This is a genomic window from Vibrio sp. Vb1337 (assembly GCF_033338715.1).
Lineage (GTDB): Bacteria > Pseudomonadota > Gammaproteobacteria > Enterobacterales > Vibrionaceae > Vibrio > Vibrio alginolyticus.
This window is the reverse complement of record NZ_JAWOTD010000010.1, coordinates 177,036-196,323: the sequence shown is the minus strand read 5'-3', so window position 1 is coordinate 196,323 and position 19,288 is coordinate 177,036. Positions and strand designations below refer to the sequence as shown.

At 44.6% G+C, this 19,288-nt stretch carries 19 protein-coding genes; 10 read left to right on the top strand and 9 right to left on the bottom strand.

The annotated features are described in order from the left end of the window. Positions 1–13 precede the first annotated feature (13 nt). Positions 14–484 (top strand): thioredoxin-dependent thiol peroxidase, encoded by a 471-nt coding sequence (gene bcp / locus R7E42_RS13590; RefSeq protein WP_005380418.1) that lies wholly within the window; start codon positions 14–16, stop codon positions 482–484. Between the two features lie 77 nt (positions 485–561). Here the strand turns inward: bcp and R7E42_RS13585 are convergent, their stop codons facing one another. Further along, positions 562–1,635: an AI-2E family transporter gene (locus R7E42_RS13585; protein ID WP_005389843.1), complete on the bottom strand. Its 1,074-nt coding sequence runs from the start codon at positions 1,633–1,635 to the stop codon at positions 562–564. A gap of 1 nt (position 1,636) precedes the next feature. Beyond that, a complete protein-coding gene (locus R7E42_RS13580; RefSeq protein ID WP_165439040.1) occupies positions 1,637–1,873 on the bottom strand; it encodes a sulfurtransferase TusA family protein in 237 nt (78 codons plus the stop codon). A gap of 256 nt (positions 1,874–2,129) precedes the next feature. Here R7E42_RS13580 and R7E42_RS13575 point away from each other — a divergent pair, with 256 nt between their 5' ends. From R7E42_RS13575 to R7E42_RS13560, 4 genes are read left to right on the top strand one after another with little or no spacing between them, the layout of a single operon-like run. Beyond that, positions 2,130–3,581, top strand: coding sequence for a tetratricopeptide repeat protein (locus R7E42_RS13575; protein ID WP_258480733.1), 1,452 nt, complete (start codon positions 2,130–2,132; stop codon positions 3,579–3,581). A gap of 16 nt (positions 3,582–3,597) precedes the next feature. After that, entirely contained in the window at positions 3,598–3,948 is a 351-nt protein-coding gene (arsC, locus tag R7E42_RS13570) for an arsenate reductase (glutaredoxin) (protein ID WP_005380410.1), read from the top strand. Next, a complete protein-coding gene (gene wrbA / locus R7E42_RS13565; RefSeq protein ID WP_005380409.1) occupies positions 3,949–4,518 on the top strand; it encodes an NAD(P)H:quinone oxidoreductase in 570 nt (189 codons plus the stop codon). Positions 4,519–4,540: 22 nt separating this feature from the next. Next, positions 4,541–4,981 carry a DUF2069 domain-containing protein gene (locus R7E42_RS13560; RefSeq protein ID WP_005380407.1) on the top strand — a complete coding sequence of 147 codons (441 nt, stop codon included), beginning with the start codon at positions 4,541–4,543 and terminating at the stop codon, positions 4,979–4,981. 140 nt (positions 4,982–5,121) lie between these two features. Here R7E42_RS13560 and R7E42_RS13555 read toward each other — a convergent pair whose 3' ends face one another. After that, positions 5,122–6,330: a DUF2066 domain-containing protein gene (locus R7E42_RS13555; RefSeq protein ID WP_318072751.1), complete on the bottom strand. Its 1,209-nt coding sequence runs from the start codon at positions 6,328–6,330 to the stop codon at positions 5,122–5,124. Positions 6,331–6,695: 365 nt separating this feature from the next. Here R7E42_RS13555 and R7E42_RS13550 point away from each other — a divergent pair, with 365 nt between their 5' ends. Beyond that, positions 6,696–7,949: a uracil-xanthine permease family protein gene (locus R7E42_RS13550; protein ID WP_318072750.1), complete on the top strand. Its 1,254-nt coding sequence runs from the start codon at positions 6,696–6,698 to the stop codon at positions 7,947–7,949. 116 nt (positions 7,950–8,065) lie between these two features. On the opposite strand, the gene upp is transcribed toward R7E42_RS13550, so the two are convergent. Further along, a complete protein-coding gene (gene upp / locus R7E42_RS13545) occupies positions 8,066–8,692 on the bottom strand; it encodes a uracil phosphoribosyltransferase (RefSeq protein WP_005380401.1) in 627 nt (208 codons plus the stop codon). A 179-nt stretch (positions 8,693–8,871) separates the two neighbouring features. Here upp and purM point away from each other — a divergent pair, with 179 nt between their 5' ends. Both purM and purN read left to right on the top strand, forming a co-directional pair. Beyond that, a complete protein-coding gene (gene purM / locus R7E42_RS13540) occupies positions 8,872–9,912 on the top strand; it encodes a phosphoribosylformylglycinamidine cyclo-ligase (RefSeq protein ID WP_005389861.1) in 1,041 nt (346 codons plus the stop codon). A gap of 151 nt (positions 9,913–10,063) precedes the next feature. Next, a complete protein-coding gene (gene purN / locus R7E42_RS13535) occupies positions 10,064–10,720 on the top strand; it encodes a phosphoribosylglycinamide formyltransferase (RefSeq protein ID WP_005394347.1) in 657 nt (218 codons plus the stop codon). 389 nt (positions 10,721–11,109) lie between these two features. On the opposite strand, the gene R7E42_RS13530 is transcribed toward purN, so the two are convergent. Together R7E42_RS13530 and lpcA are read right to left on the bottom strand one after the other, a co-directional pair. Continuing rightward, entirely contained in the window at positions 11,110–11,955 is an 846-nt protein-coding gene (locus R7E42_RS13530; protein WP_005380394.1) for a class II glutamine amidotransferase, read from the bottom strand. Positions 11,956–12,005: 50 nt separating this feature from the next. Next, positions 12,006–12,581: a D-sedoheptulose 7-phosphate isomerase gene (lpcA, locus tag R7E42_RS13525; protein WP_005380392.1), complete on the bottom strand. Its 576-nt coding sequence runs from the start codon at positions 12,579–12,581 to the stop codon at positions 12,006–12,008. 376 nt (positions 12,582–12,957) lie between these two features. Here lpcA and fadE point away from each other — a divergent pair, with 376 nt between their 5' ends. Together fadE and R7E42_RS13515 are read left to right on the top strand one after the other, a co-directional pair. Further along, positions 12,958–15,402 (top strand): acyl-CoA dehydrogenase FadE, encoded by a 2,445-nt coding sequence (gene fadE / locus R7E42_RS13520; protein ID WP_005385392.1) that lies wholly within the window; start codon positions 12,958–12,960, stop codon positions 15,400–15,402. A gap of 206 nt (positions 15,403–15,608) precedes the next feature. Further along, entirely contained in the window at positions 15,609–17,384 is a 1,776-nt protein-coding gene (locus R7E42_RS13515) for a SulP family inorganic anion transporter (RefSeq protein ID WP_151515045.1), read from the top strand. A gap of 73 nt (positions 17,385–17,457) precedes the next feature. On the opposite strand, the gene R7E42_RS13510 is transcribed toward R7E42_RS13515, so the two are convergent. From R7E42_RS13510 to R7E42_RS13500, 3 genes are all read right to left on the bottom strand, one after another. Continuing rightward, positions 17,458–17,868 carry a GNAT family N-acetyltransferase gene (locus R7E42_RS13510; RefSeq protein ID WP_005391824.1) on the bottom strand — a complete coding sequence of 137 codons (411 nt, stop codon included), beginning with the start codon at positions 17,866–17,868 and terminating at the stop codon, positions 17,458–17,460. An 84-nt stretch (positions 17,869–17,952) separates the two neighbouring features. Further along, positions 17,953–18,345 carry a DUF1353 domain-containing protein gene (locus R7E42_RS13505; protein WP_017633769.1) on the bottom strand — a complete coding sequence of 131 codons (393 nt, stop codon included), beginning with the start codon at positions 18,343–18,345 and terminating at the stop codon, positions 17,953–17,955. A gap of 191 nt (positions 18,346–18,536) precedes the next feature. Then, complete coding sequence (locus R7E42_RS13500; protein WP_005380387.1) at positions 18,537–19,067, bottom strand: hypothetical protein; 531 nt, start codon at positions 19,065–19,067, stop codon at positions 18,537–18,539. Between the last annotated feature and the right edge of the window lie 221 nt (positions 19,068–19,288).

Genomic DNA, 19,288 nt, shown 5'->3' with positions numbered 1-19,288 from the left:
AAAGGAAATCAAAATGAATACGCTGACAGCAGGCTCGCCAGCGCCAGCCTTCTCTTTGCTCGACCAAGACGGAAATACCGTTTCTCTTGAAGACTTTAAAGGCAAGAAAGTACTTTTCTACTTTTACCCTAAGGCGATGACGCCGGGTTGTACTACACAAGCAAAAGGCCTTCGTGACATCAAAGCTGAACTCGATGCACATAACGTGGTGGTACTCGGCGTAAGCATCGACCCTGTAAAGCGCCTAGGCAAGTTCATCGAGCGCGATGATTTAAACTTCACTCTGCTTTCTGATGAAGACCATGCCGTTGCTGACCAGTTCGGCGTTTGGGGCGAAAAGAAATTCATGGGCAAAGTATACGACGGTCTTCACCGCATTAGCTTTCTGATCAATGAAGAAGGCGTGATCGAACATGTGTTCAACAAGTTCAAAACCAAAGATCACCACGAAGTCGTATTAAACTACTTAAACGAAAACGCTTAAACGCTATTGTTTTTCTACAAACAAAAAGCCCAGCAAACTGCTGGGCTTTCTTTTAACCATCGTACCTTTGGTAACAACTACTCTTGTTCGACAGGTTCGTTTTCTTCCGTGCTTGGTAATGCATGCCATACGGCTTTGACTAATGTCGCTAAAGGAATGGCGAAGAACACCCCCCAAAAGCCCCAGAGCCCACCAAAGACTAATACAGCCACAATGATAGCAACTGGGTGTAAGTTTACTGCCTCGGAAAACAGAACAGGAACCAAGACGTTACCATCAAGCGCCTGGATAATACCGTAAGCAAGCAACAACCAATAAAACGGAGGCGTTAAACCCCATTGGAACAAACCAACGATAGCAACAGGTACAGTAACAGCCGCCGCACCGATATAAGGAATCAAAACCGATAGACCAACGGCTACGGCAAGCAACGCCGAGTAACGAAGATCTAAAAGGGCAAAAGTTACGTAGCTCACACCGCCCACGATTAAAATCTCTAACACTTTACCGCGAATGTAATTTGATATCTGCTCGTTCATTTCATGCCAAACTTTATTCGCCAATTTACGGTTTTTCGGCAGAATACCGCTTGCGATTCGCAGCATTTCTTCTTTGTCTTTAAGCAAAAAGAAGATAAGGAGTGGCACTAAGATCAAATATACCGCTAGCGTTGCAATGCTAACTAATGAAGCAAGCGACCCTTTGACGACACTTTCACCCAGACCCAGTGCTTGGTTTTTGGCGTTCGTCACCACGGTTTCTACTATTTCTAAATTGGCTAGTTCAGGATGGCGCTCTGGCAATGTGACAATAAACTTTTGTAGCCCGTTGTACATGTTCGGAATATCGTTAATTAGATTACCGACCTGAGTCCAAATCGTCGGAACCAAGCCAAACAACGCAATTAACATTAACCCGACAAAGACCAAGATCACGATAATAACCGACAAAGTGCGCGGCACGCCCATACGACACATTTTGACAACTGGCCATTCAAGTAGATAAGCCAAAACGATCGCGACAAGTAATGGCGCAATCAAGTGTCCAAAGAAGTAAATGGTGATAAAGCCAAACAGCAAGATCGCGACGAGACTTACTGCGTGAGGGTCAGAGAAACGTCGTTTATACCAACGACTAACCATTTCAAACATCTTATGAGGATTCCTTATTGAAGACAGTCAATGTGTAGTGCTCTGATGTAGATTGGCAATCAACAGAGTACCCTTGGGCACTAAGATAGTTCACAATGTCTCGTTTAGAGCTGTTGTCCACCACTTGAATGACAAGTTGATGATACTGCTTTGCTTCTCCTTGAAAGACCTCAGCAGCATGACGCTTTGCAAGTAACAGTGCCATAGGACAACGTTGCTCACGCAAATCAAGTAACATGGATTCCATTGTATTGCTCTGCACTTATGATAGGGTTGTATTGTAACGGCTTTTTGAGCTGGTGCTAGCACTTCTGACATGATTTAACCACATGCTGAAATAGCTCGGATGTAAAATAATTTACGAAACCAATTCATTTATTTCCGGTCTTACTGTTAGCTTATATCCTCACGGATAACCAAAACGTATGTGGCGCTGTTAATAGGCTCCGACCTGTAACCACATGCTTATGTATTTTGGAGAACCTTTTAAACGTATGTTAAAACGCACTCGCTCGCTAGTTTGCTTATGTCTTGCTGCTGCCATCAGTTCGCCGACAACTTATGCCAATAGCATTGACTTGCCAGACATTGGCACAGCTGCTGGTGGCACGCTTTCAATAGACCAAGAGTTGATTTATGGCGACGCCTATATGCGTATGCTCAGAGCCAGTAAACCTATCGTTAATGACCCTGTCATCAATGAATATATTGACTCTCTTGGGCACAAATTAGTGGCCAATGCGAATGATGTAAAAACGCCGTTCCACTTCTTTATGATTCGCGACCGTAATATCAACGCGTTCGCGTTTTTTGGTGGCTATGTAGCGCTGCATTCTGGGTTGTTTCTTCATGCTCGTTCAGAAAGTGAGCTGGCCTCTGTTGTCGCTCACGAGATAGCGCACGTCACACAACGTCATCTTGCTCGGAGTATGGAAGAACAAGCACGCCGCTCTCCGGCCACATTAGCCGCACTTGCGGGGGCACTACTGCTTTCAATTGCCTCACCCGAAGCGGGGATGGCTGCAATTACAGCAGCAACCGCGGGCAATATGCAAAGTCAAATCAACTACACTCGTGCAAACGAAAAAGAAGCGGATCGCTTTGGTATTTCGACACTAGCAAAAGCCGGTTTTGATGCTCAAGCAATGCCAAGGTTTTTTGGCCGTCTTGCTGATGAGTATCGTTACGCGAGTAAACCGCCACCAATGCTCCTGACTCACCCTCTGCCTGAAGATCGAATTACCGATAGCCGTGCGCGAGCAAGAACCTATCCTCCAATGCGTGTTGTGCCTTCAATAGACTATCATCTAGCTCGCGCGCGCATTGTGGCTCGTTACGCTGGCATTGATGGACAAGCCGCCCTGAGCTGGTTTGAGAGAACCCAAAAGAAAGCCTCTGCGGACATTACACCTGCTTTTGATTATGGTCGAGCACTCGTGCATTTAGACAATAAACGCTTATCTCAAGCGGAACCAATTTTGAAAAAGTTACTGGAACAAGACCCAAGTAACCCGTTTTACTTGGACGCTATGACGGATTTATACATCGAGAAGAAGCAGCCAGAAAAAGCAACCGAGATGCTCCGCAAAGCGTTATCTCGTAACCCTCAAAATAAAGTATTGACCATTAACTACGCCAATGCGCTACTTGAGGACAATAAAAACGATCAAGCCACGCGAGTTCTTCAAAGATACACTCATGACTATCCTGAAGATACAAATGGCTGGCACCTAATATCGAAGAGCTACCACGCGCTAGGACGTAGTGATGAAGAGTTGGCTGCGCGAGCGGAAATTTTGGCGTTGCGAGCAAACTGGAATAAAGCGATTCAATATTATAGTGAAGCAAGTAAAATGGCCAAGTTGGGCAGCTTAGAGCAAGCTCGATACGATGCCCGTATTGACCAACTCATGATCCAAAGAGATCGATTCATGGCATTACAATAACGAAATGGAGAAAACCATGTCAGTCGTGATTTATCACAACCCTCGTTGCTCAAAGAGCCGTCAAACACTTGAACTGCTTGAGCAAAATGGTGTTACACCGGAAGTCGTCAAATACCTAGACACACCACTTAACGTGGATGAACTAAAAGCGCTGTACGCCCAGCTTGGCTTTTCATCTGTACGTGAAATGATGCGCACTAAAGAAAGTGAATATAAAGAGCTTGGCTTAGGCGAAGACTCCGTCAGCGATGAGCAATTATTCGAAGCAATGGCGAAAAATCCAAAGTTGTTTGAGCGTCCGGTAGTCGTTGCTAACGGCAAAGCAAAAATTGGCCGCCCACCAGAGCAAGTGTTGGATATTTTATAAATGGATTGCCAGATCCTTATTTTGTATTTCAGCCGTCATGGCTCGACAAAACAACTGGCAAGACAAATAGCAAGAGGAGTCGAATCGACTCCTCAATGCCAAGCAATTTTGCGTACAGTTGAAGAATTGTCACCTCACTCACACTCCCCTTCTGATCCAATTGTTACTCTAGAGGAACTGAAAACGTGCGACGGTCTAGCGTTTGGCAGTCCCGTCTGGTTTGGCAACATGGCTGCGCCTTTAAAGCACTTCTGGGATCAGACTACATCTTTATGGGTCAGTGGTGACTTAATCGATAAGCCTGCTTGTGTCTTTACCTCTTCGTCCTCGATGCATGGTGGTCAAGAAACAACGTTACAAAGCATGATGACCCCTTTATTGCATCACGGGATGATGGTTTTGGGCATTCCTTATTCCGAGCCAGAGTTACACACTACGCAGTCCGGAGGCACTCCGTATGGCGCCAGCAGTGTAGGCCATGAGGCAACCCTAAGCAGTGAAGAGATTCGCCTGGCACAACAATTAGGCAAAAGGCTGGCAACTGCAGCGTTAAAACTAAAAGTCTGTTAGTAAAATCAAGGATAGTTAATCGATGTCTGACTCTTTAGACCAAACACCACTCGGTACACAGGCTAAAACCTATCGTTACCTGGCTTTATTTGGCAACTTAGCCTTATTAGCCTGGGTCGCTATTTGGCAGCTTGCGTTATCCCCTCACCCTCACCTCAGCAGCACAACACTTGCTATTGCTTGGTGTATTCCGCTACTACTTCCGTTGCCTGGTATTTTAGCTGGTAAGCCTTACACTCATGCTTGGGCTAACTTTGTTCTTATGCTGTATTTCTTGCATGCGCTGACCATCCTTTATGTGGATGGGGGTGAACGCTGGCTTGCGGCAGTGGAACTGATACTGACTTCACTCGGTTTCGCTGGCAATATTTTGTTTGCTAGAGCGAGAGGCAAAGAGCTAGGTCTTAAGTTGAAACGCCTCTCTCAAGTAGAAAAAGAAGAAAAAGCGAAATTCAATAAATAACGCCAATTGCAGTCAATCACTGATCATTGGTTCGAATACGAATTTAGAAAACAAAAAGAGTCGCTATTGCGACTCTTTTTTATGCTTACCACATTGGTCTTTGATCCTTGCGTTTCACGCCTGGAACGCTACCAAGGCGATTACGATGCCGAGCGCCACTCGTAGATCAAGTCATACTGTTCTCGGACAGGCTCCACAATCATAGGCTGAGTTGGCTGTGTTTCGTCACTTGCTTCTGCCACAATATCTACTGGTACTTCAGGCTGCGCTTCTTTTGGCGTCGCGGCGTCTTTTGCTTCATTACTCTGAACCAATGGCTCTTCTTCTTGAGTTGAAGCTGGGGCATCAACTTCACCTAAAGGATCTTCAAAAACCATTAATTGAGAAATAGAAGAAGCTTCTTTCTCAAAAGCTTGTTGTGATGCCAAAAGGTGGATGTTGAGCGTTAACTCGTCCCCTTGAACACGCTTAATCTCTGTACCCGCAACCGAATTAAGTTGTTTTAACGCATTCTCTAAACGGAAGAAGTCCGTTGCAGAGGTTACATTAAGGACTTTCACTGCTAGCGCTTTTGAAGACTTTCCTGAAACCACAACTGCACTCTTACTTGCATAGTAGTCTGCGATGCCATCCACCATTTCTGCAATAGCATTAGCACCTGATGCAGACCCGCTACGCGGAGAACGTTGCGCTTCTACAATTCTCGTTGGCGACTGGTCGTAGAGTGTCCAACGAATTTGTTCACCTTGAGCTCGTACAACCAAAACGGCGTCAGCTGGGTAGCGCTGGCTGGCTTGACCAATTGGCTCAATAAAGCCGCCCCAAAGATCAGAGACATTAACACCGGTCACATCATCAAAATCCCCAACCGGGATAGTGATTGGTAGGCCTCTTAATTTCGCTGCGCTACGAAGTGCTGCAACATTTGAAGATTCAGAATGTTCCCACACAATGTTACGATCGTAACCCCGTTCTTCAACCATCCAAACTAAAATATTGGCACGATTTGGCGACCAAGATGGCAATTGTGCTTGTGTTAAAAGAGAGCTGATTTGGTCGTTGTTAAACAACATTTTTAGGCTCGCTTTTCCATCAACCTGCCCATAGCTCAGTTGAGAAATGTAACGCGCACTTGAGCTGAGTGCCTTTTTAATCACTGGATTGCTTAAAGAGGATTGAGAACCGGTCGCTCGAACAATCACATCCTGCATACCTTGTTGACGAGCCAAAGACTCACCGTCGTTCTGCTCACTGTCGATAACCACTTCGGCACGATAGATATCCACCTGAGTTAATGCATATACTGGTAGGGACAACCAACCTATCAGTAAGAGAGCTAAATAGCGCATAGTTTTTATAATCCTCTGAACAAGAACCCGAATAATAAGCAACTATCAAATCTTGAGCAAGGTAAGTACTGAGTAAATTGTCTGTATTATGACCAGCTTTGTTAACTCGGGCCTCAACCAGCACTTCAGTGCTATTTTTTATAATAAACTCATTGCTTATTAAACTATCTCAACAAGTTAGGCTGTCCATTTTTCATCTTCACGCAAGACACGTAAAAGAGGACAATTTGCAAGCAAGCAACTCTCAAAAGTGCTATTTATGGGAAAAATTCAATCGAAAGTTTGATCTATGCAACATTGCAAACGATTGCAGGATGATAGTATTCGCCGGATTTGTCTGCGTATCTTGAAAATAGGGAATTATTATGAAAAACGCGTTACAAGGCGCTCAAATGCTCTTTGTCGCTTTTGGTGCTTTGGTGCTTGTGCCGCTCCTAACTGGCCTTGATCCAAACGTAGCCCTCTTTGGTGCCGGTGTCGGTACTCTCCTCTTCCAATTAATGACTAAACGTTCTGTTCCCATCTTCCTTGCCTCTTCTTTTGCGTTTATTGCTCCTATTATGTTCGGTATCCAAACTTGGGGTATCGGTGCAACGATGGGCGGCTTGATGGCAGCGGGCTTAGTTTATATGGCTCTAGGGGCGATGATCAAAGTGCGTGGTGTTGGATTTATCCATAAAATTCTCCCGCCCGTTGTCGTTGGCCCTGTGATCATGGTTATCGGCCTTGGCCTTGCCCCAACGGCAGTGAACATGGCGGTAGGTAAAACTGGTGATGGAGCTGCACAGCTAGTTAATGGTGATGCTGCGATCATTATCTCGGCGGTCTCACTGCTCACAACCATTGTACTCAGCGTTTTTGCAAAAGGCTTTTTGAAGCTAGTTCCTATTGTTGGTGGTATTCTTGCTGGTTACTCTGTTTCTCTATTCTACGGTGTGGTTGATTTCACTCCCGTAGAACAAGCGGCTTGGCTAGCCATGCCAAACTTCACCGCGCCAGAGTTCAATATCAACGCAATTTTGTTCATGATTCCTGTCGCTATCGCACCTGCGGTTGAGCACGTAGGTGACATGCTTGCTATCTCAAACGTTACAGGTAAAAACTACCTGAAAAAACCAGGCCTTCACCGCACAATCGCAGGTGACGGGGTGGCAACTATCGCAGCTTCGATGGTGGGTGCTCCACCAAACACCACTTACAGTGAAGTAACAGGAGCGGTAATGCTAACCAAAGCATTTAACCCTGTGATCATGACTTGGGCAGCAATCACCGCAATCGTACTTGCATTGGTAGGTAAGCTAGGTGCGGTTCTTCAAACGATTCCAGTTCCTGTTATGGGCGGCATCATGATTCTGCTGTTCGGCTCCATCGCAACGGTAGGCCTCAACACACTGATCAAGAATAACGTTGATTTACATAAGTCTCGTAACCTAGTGATTGTTGCCGTAACACTTGTGTTTGGCATTGGTGGTATGGCTTTCGGTATTGGTGAGTTCAGTCTACAAGGTGTGAGCCTATGCGGTATCGTGGCAATTATTCTTAACCTTGTGCTACCAAACGATTTAGGTGAAAACCACGTTGTGGATAACGCACAAATGGAAGAAGAAAGCGCGAAATAGTTCGTTTGCGCCGCTTTATTAGGTGGCGTGTCTTACTCTTCTCCTCTTGTAGATACAAAAAAGGCTTGGTTTTCACCAAGCCTTTTTCTGTTCAGTCATAGTAATACATCAAAGAATTACTTAGTACCGAAGATCTTATCACCTGCATCGCCTAGACCCGGAACGATGTAGCCTTTGTCATTAAGCTTCTCATCGATTGCCGCAGTGTATAGCTCAACATCTGGGTGTGCTTTTTCTAGCGCTTCAATACCTTCTGGTGCAGCAACAAGTACCAGCACTTTGATTTGGTTACAACCTTTCTCTTTTAGGAGATCGATAGTAGCAATCATAGAACCACCTGTTGCAAGCATTGGGTCAACAACAAGCGCAATACGCTCCTCGATGTTTGAAGCAAGCTTGTTGAAGTAAGGAACTGGCTCAAGCGTTTCTTCATCACGGTAAATACCCACAACACTGATACGTGCGCTTGGCATGTGCTCAAGAACTCCATCCATCATGCCTAGACCTGCACGTAGGATTGGCACTACGGTTACTTTTTTACCTTTAATCTGGTCTACTTCTACCGGACCGTTCCAACCATCAATGGTCACTTTTTCTGTTTCAAAGTCTGACGTTGCTTCGTAAGTAAGTAGGCTACCGACCTCAGTCGCTAACTCACGAAAACGTTTTGTGCTGATGTCACCTTCTCTCATTAGACCAATTTTATGTTTTACTAGAGGGTGCTTTACTTCAACAACTTTCATGTCCATCTCCGGCTATAGTTGGCAATATTTAAACAAACCTTCAGATTATACATGATTTTCACAGGGATATCAGGATAAATCACTAAAGAAAAAAACAGACGCAAACGTTTGCCATCTATGTTTAAGCACTGTTAGAATAGCGCCGTTTTCATATCCAACTTAATACCGAGGACTTCCCTGTGAGTGGTAACAACTCTTCTCTTAGCTATAAAGACGCTGGTGTAGATATTGATGCAGGCAACGCGCTTGTGGATCGTATTAAGGGTGCGGTAAAACGTACTCGTCGCCCTGAAGTTATGGGTGGTATCGGTGGTTTTGGCGCGCTATGCGAATTGCCAACTAAATACAAACAACCTGTACTGGTTTCCGGTACTGATGGCGTTGGCACAAAACTTCGCCTAGCACTGGATATGAACAAGCACGACACGATCGGCATCGACCTAGTGGCAATGTGTGTAAATGATCTTATCGTGCAAGGCGCAGAGCCACTGTTTTTCCTAGATTACTATGCAACAGGCAAACTAGACGTTGATACCGCAGCGGATGTTGTTTCAGGTATCGCAGAAGGGTGTGTTCAAGCAGGTTGTGCCCTAATTGGTGGCGAAACTGCGGAGATGCCGGGCATGTATGAAGGCGAAGACTACGACGTAGCTGGTTTCTGTGTTGGCGTAGTAGAAAAAGAAGACGTGATTGACGGCACGAAAGTCGCTGCTGGTGATGCACTTATCGCTGTTGGCTCAAGCGGCCCACACTCAAACGGTTACTCCCTTATCCGTAAGATCCTAGAAGTATCTGGTGCAGATAAGAGCGAAGAGCTAGCAGGCCGCACTATTGGTGAGCACCTACTAGAACCAACAAAAATTTACATCAAGTCAGCACTTAAGATGATTGAGAAACACGACATCCATGCGATTTCTCATATCACTGGTGGTGGTTTCTGGGAAAACATCCCACGCGTACTGCCTGAAGGCACGAAAGCAGTTATCGATGGTAACAGTTGGGAATGGCCAGTTATCTTCAAGTGGCTACAAGAGAAAGGCAACGTCGACACACACGAAATGTACCGCACATTCAACTGTGGTGTAGGTCTAATCGTCGCACTACCGAAAGACCAGGCAGATGCAGCAGTTGCTCTTCTTAAAGAAGAAGGCGAAAACGCGTGGGTGATTGGTCAAATCGCACAAGCAGACGCGAACGAAGAGCAAGTTGAAATCCAATAATTTGCAAATCGAGCTCAAAAGATAAGAAGAATGGGGACACTAGATGACTAGGTCCTCATTTTGCTATCTAGAACACTAAAAACCATTCTATTAGTAGGTAGTTTAGAAGCTACATAACTCCAACCTACAATACCAAGGCGCTCTCGACATCATGAAAAACCATACCCTAAAAAACATTGTGGTCCTCATCTCGGGTAACGGAAGTAACCTGCAAGCTATCTTGGAAGCTTGCGAAGACAGCATGCCAAACGCACGAGTGGCAGCCGTGTTCTCTAACAAAGCAGATGCTTTTGGTTTAGAACGTGCAAAAAAGTTTGATGTGGACGGTCACTTTGTCGACCCTAAAGCATTCAGCTCGCGTGAAAGCTTTGATGCAGAGCTAATGAGTCAAATAGATGAATACCAACCAGACGTGATTATTCTTGCTGGTTACATGCGCATTCTGAGCAGCGCATTTGTTTCTCATTACATGGGTAAGATGATCAATATCCACCCTTCTCTTCTACCAAAATATCCTGGGCTACACACACACCAGAGAGCAATTGATGCTGGCGATAAAGAACATGGTACGAGTGTGCACTTTGTAACGGAAGAGCTTGATGGTGGCCCTGTCATACTGCAAGCAAAAGTTCCTGTGTTCGAAGACGATGATGCTAGTGTACTTGCGGCACGTGTTCAGGCGCAGGAGCACCGAATCTACCCTATGGTGGCTAAGTGGCTGGTAGACGAGCGGTTGATCATGAAGGATGGTAAAGCCTATTTAGATGGCGCAGAGCTTGGCGTACATGGGTACGCCTCAGATGAGTAGCCCTGAATAATAAACTCCAAGCACAAAAGAGCAGCCTGAGGGCTGCTCTTGGTTGTTTTAATACTTATAAACTTGATTCAAGAAAACCATGGTGAGACTAGAAACCTAAAACCCAGCATTCTAAAAAATCCCATAACCACTTGAGTAACATAACACTCGGAAAGTAGATTCTGCATCTGGTTCGTTCTTCACCGTTCAGACTGACGAGGTGTTTTATGAGAAATTTCTATCAGTTACGTCTTTACAGCAAGCCTTAGCGAGACTAGGACTCTACTACCAGCACTCTAGAAAGTAAGAATGCTCATCCGTATCCGCCCTCGGTTTAAAACGCATAAAAATAAAGCTCGCGATTAAGCGAGCTTTATTTTTACATTCAGAGTAAGAGACCATCACTCTAACGGTTCGGTTGGCGCTTGATTGCCCGGCTTAGCCGCCGCAAACGGCACATTTACCAGTTCAGAGGCATTATTTTTGACTAGTTCACCTAGGTGAAACAAGCCGTATTCGCCAGGTTTCATACGCTGCCAAGCTTCGTTGCCCGTCAAAGGTTGAGTTGCGATCACAGAAACGATGTCATGTGGCGTTGTTTCTTCTTGGAAGTTAATTTCCACATCTTCATCAAGCAAAGCAGCTTTTCCAAACGGTGCGCGTCTTGTGATCCAATACAAATGATTGGTGCAATACGTCATTACATACTCACCATCACTCAGAAGCATGTTAAATACACCCTTCTCTCTTAGCTCATCACAACATTTAGCAACATATAAGAATACCGACTCCATATCCTTTGGCGGCTCAGGATATCGATCTTCCATTTGCTTCAACAACCAGCAAAATGCCAGTTCACTATCTGTTTCACCGACAGGTCGATGTCGACCTGTATGTAAGTCTTGATAGCCAGAGAGCTGACCGTTATGCGCAAACGTCCAATACCTACCCCACAGCTCACGTGTAAAGGGATGAGTATTTTCTAAATTAACACCACCACGATTCGCCTGTCGGATATGACTAACGACCGCACGACTTTTGATGGGATAATTTTGTACCAACTCTGCTATTTTAGACTCACAACTTGGCTTGGGATCTTTGAAGGTTCGAAAGCCCTTCCCTTCGTAGAAGGTGATCCCCCATCCGTCACGGTGTGGGCCGGTTCGGCCTCCACGCTGCATGAGCCCAGTAAAACTGAAACAAATATCTGTTGGAACATTAGCGCTCATACCGAGCAATTCACACATGGTTTAAAAAACTCCCTAACAACACAGCTCGAAACGGTGGCCGTAAACGATTATTCCATCTCTTTTTCGATCAACTGAATGATGATATGAATAATCTTAATATGAATTTCCTGAATGCGGTCTGCATAACCAAAGTGTGGCACGCGGATTTCAATATCTGCAAGGCCTGCCATTTTGCCGCCATCTTTACCTGTTAGCGCAATCGTCTTCATGCCTTTCGCTTGTGCTGCTTCAATCGCTTTCAGGATGTTACCTGAGTTACCTGAAGTCGACAGACCAAACAGTACGTCACCTTTTCGACCAACCGCTTCTACATAACGTGAAAACACGAAGTCATAACCAAAGTCATTACTCACACAAGAAAGGTGGCTTGGATCTGAAATAGCAATACCAGCATAGCCAGGACGATTTTCTCGGTAACGGCCTGTTAGCTCTTCGGCAAAGTGCATTGAATCACAGTGAGAACCACCGTTACCACATGACAATACTTTACCATCTTGTTTGAATGAGTCAGCAATCATTTTCGCCGCTGCTTCGATTTGCGCAATGTTATGGTCATCGCTTAAAAATTTGTTGAGCACTTCAGCAGCTTCGTTTAATTCACTTCTAATCAGATCATGGTACATAAGACGTTCTCTTTATTATTTCGGCTTCAGTCAGCTCTTGACTCACTGAGCAAATTGTTCTGATACCAATTTGGTATCGGACATTTCATAAACCTGAACTCGGGTTTGATTACTCTGAGTTTACCCACAAACGAGAATTAGTGTCGATAGTGAACCAACAGATTTAGATTAGTGATGGTAATAAACTTGTCAACTTGCTCATGAAACCATCACTCAAATCTCAACTTTAGAATTTTAACTCTACTTAGATCACTTTTTATCCAATCTTATGTTTTACATTTCCTTAATATTTTGATTACACTTAAACCAACTGGTTAGACCTCTTACCTAACATACAGACGTACAAAACTTATAAAGTCTGAAAAGGAAAATACATATGGACATCTTGCTCTCAATCATCACGATGGCGATCGTGCTAGGCATTACGCTCTACCACCGCATGTCTCTCGTGAAATCTATTAGCTTACTCACCGCAGCCATGCTGGCTCTTACAGTAGCTGGTACTGTCGGCGTTATTGGTTGGGCTATTTACGTTCTCGCCGCAGCTGTGCTCGCGGTTCCTGGCGTACGTCAGTCTTTAATTAGCCGCAAAGCGTTAGTGCTTTTCAAGAAAGTGCTGCCAGCTATGTCTCAAACCGAAAAAGAAGCGTTAGACGCAGGTACCGTCTGGTGGGAAGCCGAACTATTTAAAGGCAAACCAGAGTGGCAAAAGCTACACGCAATTCAAGCACCTAAGTTAAGTGCGGAAGAACAAGCCTTTTTAGACGGCCCTGTGAATGAAGTGTGCGCCATGGTGAGTGATTTCCAAGTGACCCATGAACTCGCGGACTTACCGCCAGAAGTTTGGCAATACCTGAAAGATCATAAGTTCTTCGCCATGATCATTAAGAAAAAGTACGGTGGTCTGGAATTCTCAGCATACGCGCAATCTTTGGTACTACAAAAATTAACGGGTGTTTCTGGCGTTCTATCGTCTACCGTTGGTGTTCCTAACTCTTTGGGCCCAGGTGAGCTACTGCAACACTACGGTACTGAAGATCAGAAAAATCATTACTTACCGCGTCTAGCTGAAGGTAAGGAAATCCCTTGTTTCGCCCTAACAAGTCCAGAAGCGGGTTCTGACGCTGGATCTATTCCAGATTACGGTGTGGTCTGTAAAGGCGAATGGGAAGGAAAAGAAGTACTGGGTATGCGCCTGACTTGGAACAAGCGCTACATCACCCTAGCGCCAGTCGCAACGGTACTAGGCTTAGCATTCAAACTTCGCGATCCTGAAGGTTTGCTAGGCGACAAAGAAGATCTTGGCATCACTTGTGCGCTTATCCCAACTGATGTCAAAGGTGTTGAGATTGGTAACCGACACTTCCCACTCAATGTGCCATTCCAAAATGGTCCAACGCGCGGTAAAGACATCTTTGTTCCTATCGATTTCATTATCGGTGGCGAAAAAATGGCGGGCCAAGGTTGGCGTATGCTGGTTGAGTGTCTGTCTGTTGGACGTGGTATCACGCTACCTTCAAACTCAACAGGTGGCATCAAAACTGCGGCAATGGCAACCGGTGCTTACTCACGTATTCGCCGTCAATTCAAACAGCCGATCGGCCATATGGAAGGAGTTGAAGAACCATTAGCACGCTTGGGTGGTAATGCTTACGTGATGGATGCAGCAAGCAACTTAACCGTTGCGGGTATCGACTTAGGTGAAAAGCCATCAGTAATCTCAGCTATCGTGAAGTATCACTGTACGCACCGCGGCCAGCAAAGCATCATCGATGCAATGGACATCGTAGGCGGTAAAGGTATCTGTATGGGACCTTCTAACTTCCTAGCTCGTGGTTACCAAGGTGCGCCAATCGCGGTAACGGTTGAGGGTGCTAACATTCTAACACGCTCAATGATCATCTTTGGCCAAGGCGCAATCCGTTGCCATCCGTACGTTCTTGAAGAAATGAACGCGGCGTATTCTGAAGCAAGTAATGCTGTCGAGAAATTTGATAAAGCGCTTGCTGGTCACGTGAGCTTTACAATGAGTAACCTAGTGCGCAGTATCTGGTTTGGTTTGAGCGACGGTCTGGGCTCTTCATCACCAACCAAAGATGCAACCAAGCGTTACTACCAACAATTGAACCGTTACAGTGCAAACCTTGCTCTGCTATCGGATATCTCAATGGCAGTGCTAGGTGGCTCTTTGAAGCGTAAAGAACGTCTATCAGCACGTCTTGGTGACATTCTAAGCCAGCTATATTTGAGCTCTGCGACGTTGAAACGTTTTGAGCAAGATGGCCGTCCAGTCGAAGATTTACCATTAGTACACTGGGGTCTACAAGACAGTTTGAAACAAGCGGAAGTGGCAGTAGATGAATTCTTAGCAAACTTCCCGAACAAAGTAATTGGCCGTGCGCTACGCGTATTAATCATGCCATTTGGTCGCGTACGCAAAGCACCAAGCGATAAACTAGACAGTAAAGTGGCGCGCATTCTACAAACGCCAAGTGCAACGCGATCACGCATTGGTCGCGGTCAATACCTTGAACCAACCGAGCACAACGCAGCAGGTAAGATTGAACTTGCACTATCAGTCATTCTTCAAGCTGAGCCTGTGTTTGACAAAGTATGTAAAGCGCAGGGTAAGCGTCGCCCATTCTTACGTTTGGATATGATAGCTCAGGAAGGGCTAGAGCAAGGCTTTATCACGCAAGAAGAAGCCGATCTACTCAGAGAAGCGGAACAGCATCGTCTAGATACAATCAACGTTGACGATTTTGAGCCGGAACTGCTTGCCGCAAAGCCGCTATACCCTCAGATGGATAGTGTCGCGTAACTCTAGAATCTGAGACCACAAACGGGAGTATCAGCTCCCGTTTTTTATTGCTTCCAGAATCGCATTCATAACACCTCACACCACGAAGCCCCTGCGCAATCGCAATAAAAGCCACGCACTCCAATCTTTCCCCCGATTTCCAGTGATAACTAACTCACAGACGTTCCAACTAAGCGGTGTATACTTTAAGTAACTCACTCACATATATGGTAAATCCGTTGGCTAAAATATTACTCGCACAGTGGTTCCCAGGGCTTGTTCAGCTTAAGCATTATCAAAAAGAATGGTTTGTTAACGACTTCAGAGCCGCCTTGTCTGTTGTCGCGGTTGCACTGCCAGTTGCCATAGCTTATGCACAGTTAACTGGTGTATCCGCAATTGTCGGTCTGTATTCGTGTGTACTGCCAATGTTGGTTTACGCCATGATGGGCACATCTCGACAACTCATTGTCGGACCCGATGCAGCAACCTGTGCAGTGATTGCTGCTGTTGTGACACCACTTGCCGCAGGTGACCCCACAAAACATTGGCAGTTGGTTATGACCATGACAGCGATGACGGGGATTTGGTGTGTACTGGCAAGTCGTTTCAAGCTAGGAGTGTTTGCAGATTTCCTTTCTCGTCCGATTCTTTTGGGTCTACTCAACGGTGTTGCTCTCACAATTATCGTTGGTCAGTTTGCGAAAGTAGTCGGTTTGAAATACGAGCAACGTTATTTACTGGAACGTTTATGGGAAGCTCCACAACGATTAACCGATCTTCATTGGCCTACTGTAACTCTGAGTATCGTCACAGTTGTCGTTTATTTGCTCACCAAACGCTACCGACCAACTTGGCCTGCTGCCATGCTGGCGATCCTCGTAACTACTGCGTCAGTTTGGTTTTTCCATTTACAAGAGATGGGCGTATCGGTTGTCGGACTCACTCAAGGTGGCTTCCCTCAGTTTCAAACACCGGAATTTGAGCTAGGTGAAGTTCGTGAACTAGTAGTCCCGGCGCTCAACCTTGCGATTGTCAGTTTTGTTAGCATGATGCTCACCGCCCGCAGTTTCGCGGCTAAAAACGGTTATGATATTGATGCAAATAAAGAGTTTCAGGCGTTGGGTTTTGCCAACATTGCCTCAGCGTTTTCACAAGGTTTCGCAATAAGCGGCGCTGACTCACGCACAGCCGTCAATGATGCAAATGGCGGTAAATCTCAATTAGTTTCGATTGTCGCCGCAATCACCATTGCCATTATTGCGGTATTTATTTACGAGCCTTTGCAGTTCATCCCTATCGCTTCACTTGGTGTTGTATTGATCATTGCGTCCCTATCGCTGCTCGATCTTAAAGCAATTTGGAAATTAAAATCTCGTGACAAAGATGCATTTTATCTGGCCATCATTACTTTTATTTCTGTGTTGATCGTGGGTGTAATACCGGGGATCACTTTGGCGGTATTGCTAGGGCTGTTTCAATTTTTACGGATTGTCATGCGACCGAGTGATCAGCTACTTGGCTTGGATGAAAAAGGTACCATTCGGACCATCGACGACTCAGGAAAAGCTTCGCCTATTCCTGGAATGGTGATTTACCGCTTTAACTCACCGCTAACTTACTTCAATGCTCCTTACTTTAAACGTAGAGTGTTAGAGCAGGCAGAGCATCACAAAGACGCAAGTTGCGTTGTCATCGACGCCGTATCGAGCTTTACTCACTTGGATCTCAGTGTGATGGCAACACTGGCAGATATTCACAATACTTTGAAAAAGAGAGGTGTACGCTTAATCCTCGCAGGAAGGAAACGACGTCTTCGTCAATGGTGTGAGCTTACTGGTATCAGCACCAGTGAAGGAGGCATCTTACTGCGAGCTGATATGTACCTTGCCATTAAACTTAGTGGCTGTTACATCAGTGCTGTGGGTGAGGGACAAATTCCTACTGTTCAAAAAGAGCCTGATTTAGAGCAGCCACCCAAACCAATTCCAGAAGTGGCTTAAATAGAAATTTAATATAGAAAACAGGAAATTAAACTCCTGTTTTCTAGTGCTTATCTTCACAGCTGAATACGTGTTATGCCTTTGGCTTAAACTTTTTTGTCATCCCTTGGCTTTTAGGAGCCACCAGCCTATAACCAAGCTTTTCGTAAAAGACCGGTTCATCAGCAATCATAGAAACGTAAGAGCCTTCAAGTGCAACAGAAGAAAGATAACCGTCGATGTATTCCATGACTTTTCTACCTAAACCGTTACCTTGATAATCAGAATCAACGGCAACGTCGACAATTTCGAAGTTACACGCCCCGTCACCAACAACCCGACCCATTGCAATGAGCTTTCCTTCATCCCGAACAGATACGCCATATAACGAATTGGGTAGGCCAATTTCAGCAGCTTTCAACGATTTAGGTGATAGCCCGGCTTTTATACGCATATCACAGTATTCTTTCGGGCTTGGCACATGCTCTTCATATCTTATTGTCATTATGTACTACTCCTTTGTATCACCTTGGAGCTTACATAACTAAACTGTATAAATAAACAGTTATACGCTGGAAAGATGTTCCCATTAAGCACACAAAGTATCGGGTCTAGAAAAGAACCCGCCGACAACTCTGACGCCATAATAGATATAAGTTGCTCTGAAGCTAGACATTCCTTTTTCTAAACATGTTTCTCTCAACAACGTATCCGCATGCTTTCGAGCACTTTGAGGCAACACCTCTTCCCTCATGAGTTGGTAAAGAGCATCATGCACTAAAGAAGCTTTCATAATGTTTTTTGTGTCTAACGCTGGCCCACTCGCTCCATCCCATGCATAGCCCTTTTTAATCGTTAACACGCCTTGTTTGGACAAACTAAGAAAAGGGCTGTCATACGCGTTACTCACTGAAATGTGAGTCTCAATCTTTTCTTCAGAATGGAGAGTGTATTTATACTTCTGACGCTTTTTGTATTTCATCAGAGACCTCGCGTTTACTTATTCTTATTTATCACGCACAGCTGAATATTTATCCAGAAACCCTAAAAGATCGGCTCTTGTTATTATGGCGTACTACCTATTACAAAGCCCAAATCAATATAAATAGAACTCCATGCAATCAATAAAGCCAGAACCCCTGACTTTATTGACCAAAATTCAACCAACAATCCTTATTCTGAAGGAAGTCTACTCAATTTTTTATGGATATCTTCTACAAAATTGGCTTGTTCACTTGGAGAAACCTCTAGAACATAATGAAAAAACGGACTTGTATGCTCAGTAATTTTATACTCTTCACTTAACAGCTTAATTACTTGTTCATGATTAAATCGTGCGGAGACTAAGCCACTCTCGGTTTCTTGAGTTATAACTATATAGTGAGCGGTTGGAAAAACCGTAAACCTTCCTTCGACAGGAAACCAAGGAGCAAAAGAAATAATCTCGTCATCAATTATGTATGCTTGAGGTTTACTGACATAGGTGTAAGGGTACTTTTCATCTAAATAGGGTCTTGCTGTATCAAACAAGCCATCATAATAAGTTGGTATTTCTACTTTTTGGATTTTACTTAAGGGATCGAAAGTGAAGGTATCAAGTGATTTTAAATTATTACTTCCCGAATCTGGATTATTAACACCATTATCAATAGAAGAACAACCTACAATTATCACTGCACAAAAAAAAGCTAAAATTTTATTCATTATTTCTTTATCTTTAATTGATTGTTTTGAAAGTTAGTCACATTAAAAATGCAACCAATTTAGAAAGTAAAAATGATATATTATTTATATAAAATCCCAAACATATATTTGAATACATTAAACTTAAATATTCATATTTTATCCATTTTTCTTCTTCCAACTTGGTAACTTGATAAAAAAACGGAGCCGATTGGCTCCGTTTCTCGCTTTATGTGTTACTA

Excerpts from the sequence above, each read along its gene's own strand:
- bcp (WP_005380418.1), top strand. The coding sequence starts at position 14 with ATGAATACGCTGACAGCAGGCTCGCCAGCGCCAGCCTTCTCTTTGCTC.
- R7E42_RS13585 (WP_005389843.1), bottom strand. The coding sequence starts at position 1,635 with ATGTTTGAAATGGTTAGTCGTTGGTATAAACGACGTTTCTCTGACCCT.
- R7E42_RS13580 (WP_165439040.1), bottom strand. The coding sequence starts at position 1,873 with ATGTTACTTGATTTGCGTGAGCAACGTTGTCCTATGGCACTGTTACTT.
- R7E42_RS13575 (WP_258480733.1), top strand. The coding sequence starts at position 2,130 with ATGTTAAAACGCACTCGCTCGCTAGTTTGCTTATGTCTTGCTGCTGCC.
- arsC (WP_005380410.1), top strand. The coding sequence starts at position 3,598 with ATGTCAGTCGTGATTTATCACAACCCTCGTTGCTCAAAGAGCCGTCAA.
- wrbA (WP_005380409.1), top strand. The coding sequence starts at position 3,949 with ATGGATTGCCAGATCCTTATTTTGTATTTCAGCCGTCATGGCTCGACA.
- R7E42_RS13560 (WP_005380407.1), top strand. The coding sequence starts at position 4,541 with ATGTCTGACTCTTTAGACCAAACACCACTCGGTACACAGGCTAAAACC.
- R7E42_RS13555 (WP_318072751.1), bottom strand. The coding sequence starts at position 6,330 with ATGCGCTATTTAGCTCTCTTACTGATAGGTTGGTTGTCCCTACCAGTA.
- R7E42_RS13550 (WP_318072750.1), top strand. The coding sequence starts at position 6,696 with ATGAAAAACGCGTTACAAGGCGCTCAAATGCTCTTTGTCGCTTTTGGT.
- upp (WP_005380401.1), bottom strand. The coding sequence starts at position 8,692 with ATGAAAGTTGTTGAAGTAAAGCACCCTCTAGTAAAACATAAAATTGGT.
- purN (WP_005394347.1), top strand. The coding sequence starts at position 10,064 with ATGAAAAACCATACCCTAAAAAACATTGTGGTCCTCATCTCGGGTAAC.
- R7E42_RS13530 (WP_005380394.1), bottom strand. The coding sequence starts at position 11,955 with ATGTGTGAATTGCTCGGTATGAGCGCTAATGTTCCAACAGATATTTGT.
- lpcA (WP_005380392.1), bottom strand. The coding sequence starts at position 12,581 with ATGTACCATGATCTGATTAGAAGTGAATTAAACGAAGCTGCTGAAGTG.
- fadE (WP_005385392.1), top strand. The coding sequence starts at position 12,958 with ATGGACATCTTGCTCTCAATCATCACGATGGCGATCGTGCTAGGCATT.
- R7E42_RS13515 (WP_151515045.1), top strand. The coding sequence starts at position 15,609 with ATGGTAAATCCGTTGGCTAAAATATTACTCGCACAGTGGTTCCCAGGG.
- R7E42_RS13510 (WP_005391824.1), bottom strand. The coding sequence starts at position 17,868 with ATGACAATAAGATATGAAGAGCATGTGCCAAGCCCGAAAGAATACTGT.
- R7E42_RS13505 (WP_017633769.1), bottom strand. The coding sequence starts at position 18,345 with ATGAAATACAAAAAGCGTCAGAAGTATAAATACACTCTCCATTCTGAA.
- R7E42_RS13500 (WP_005380387.1), bottom strand. The coding sequence starts at position 19,067 with ATGAATAAAATTTTAGCTTTTTTTTGTGCAGTGATAATTGTAGGTTGT.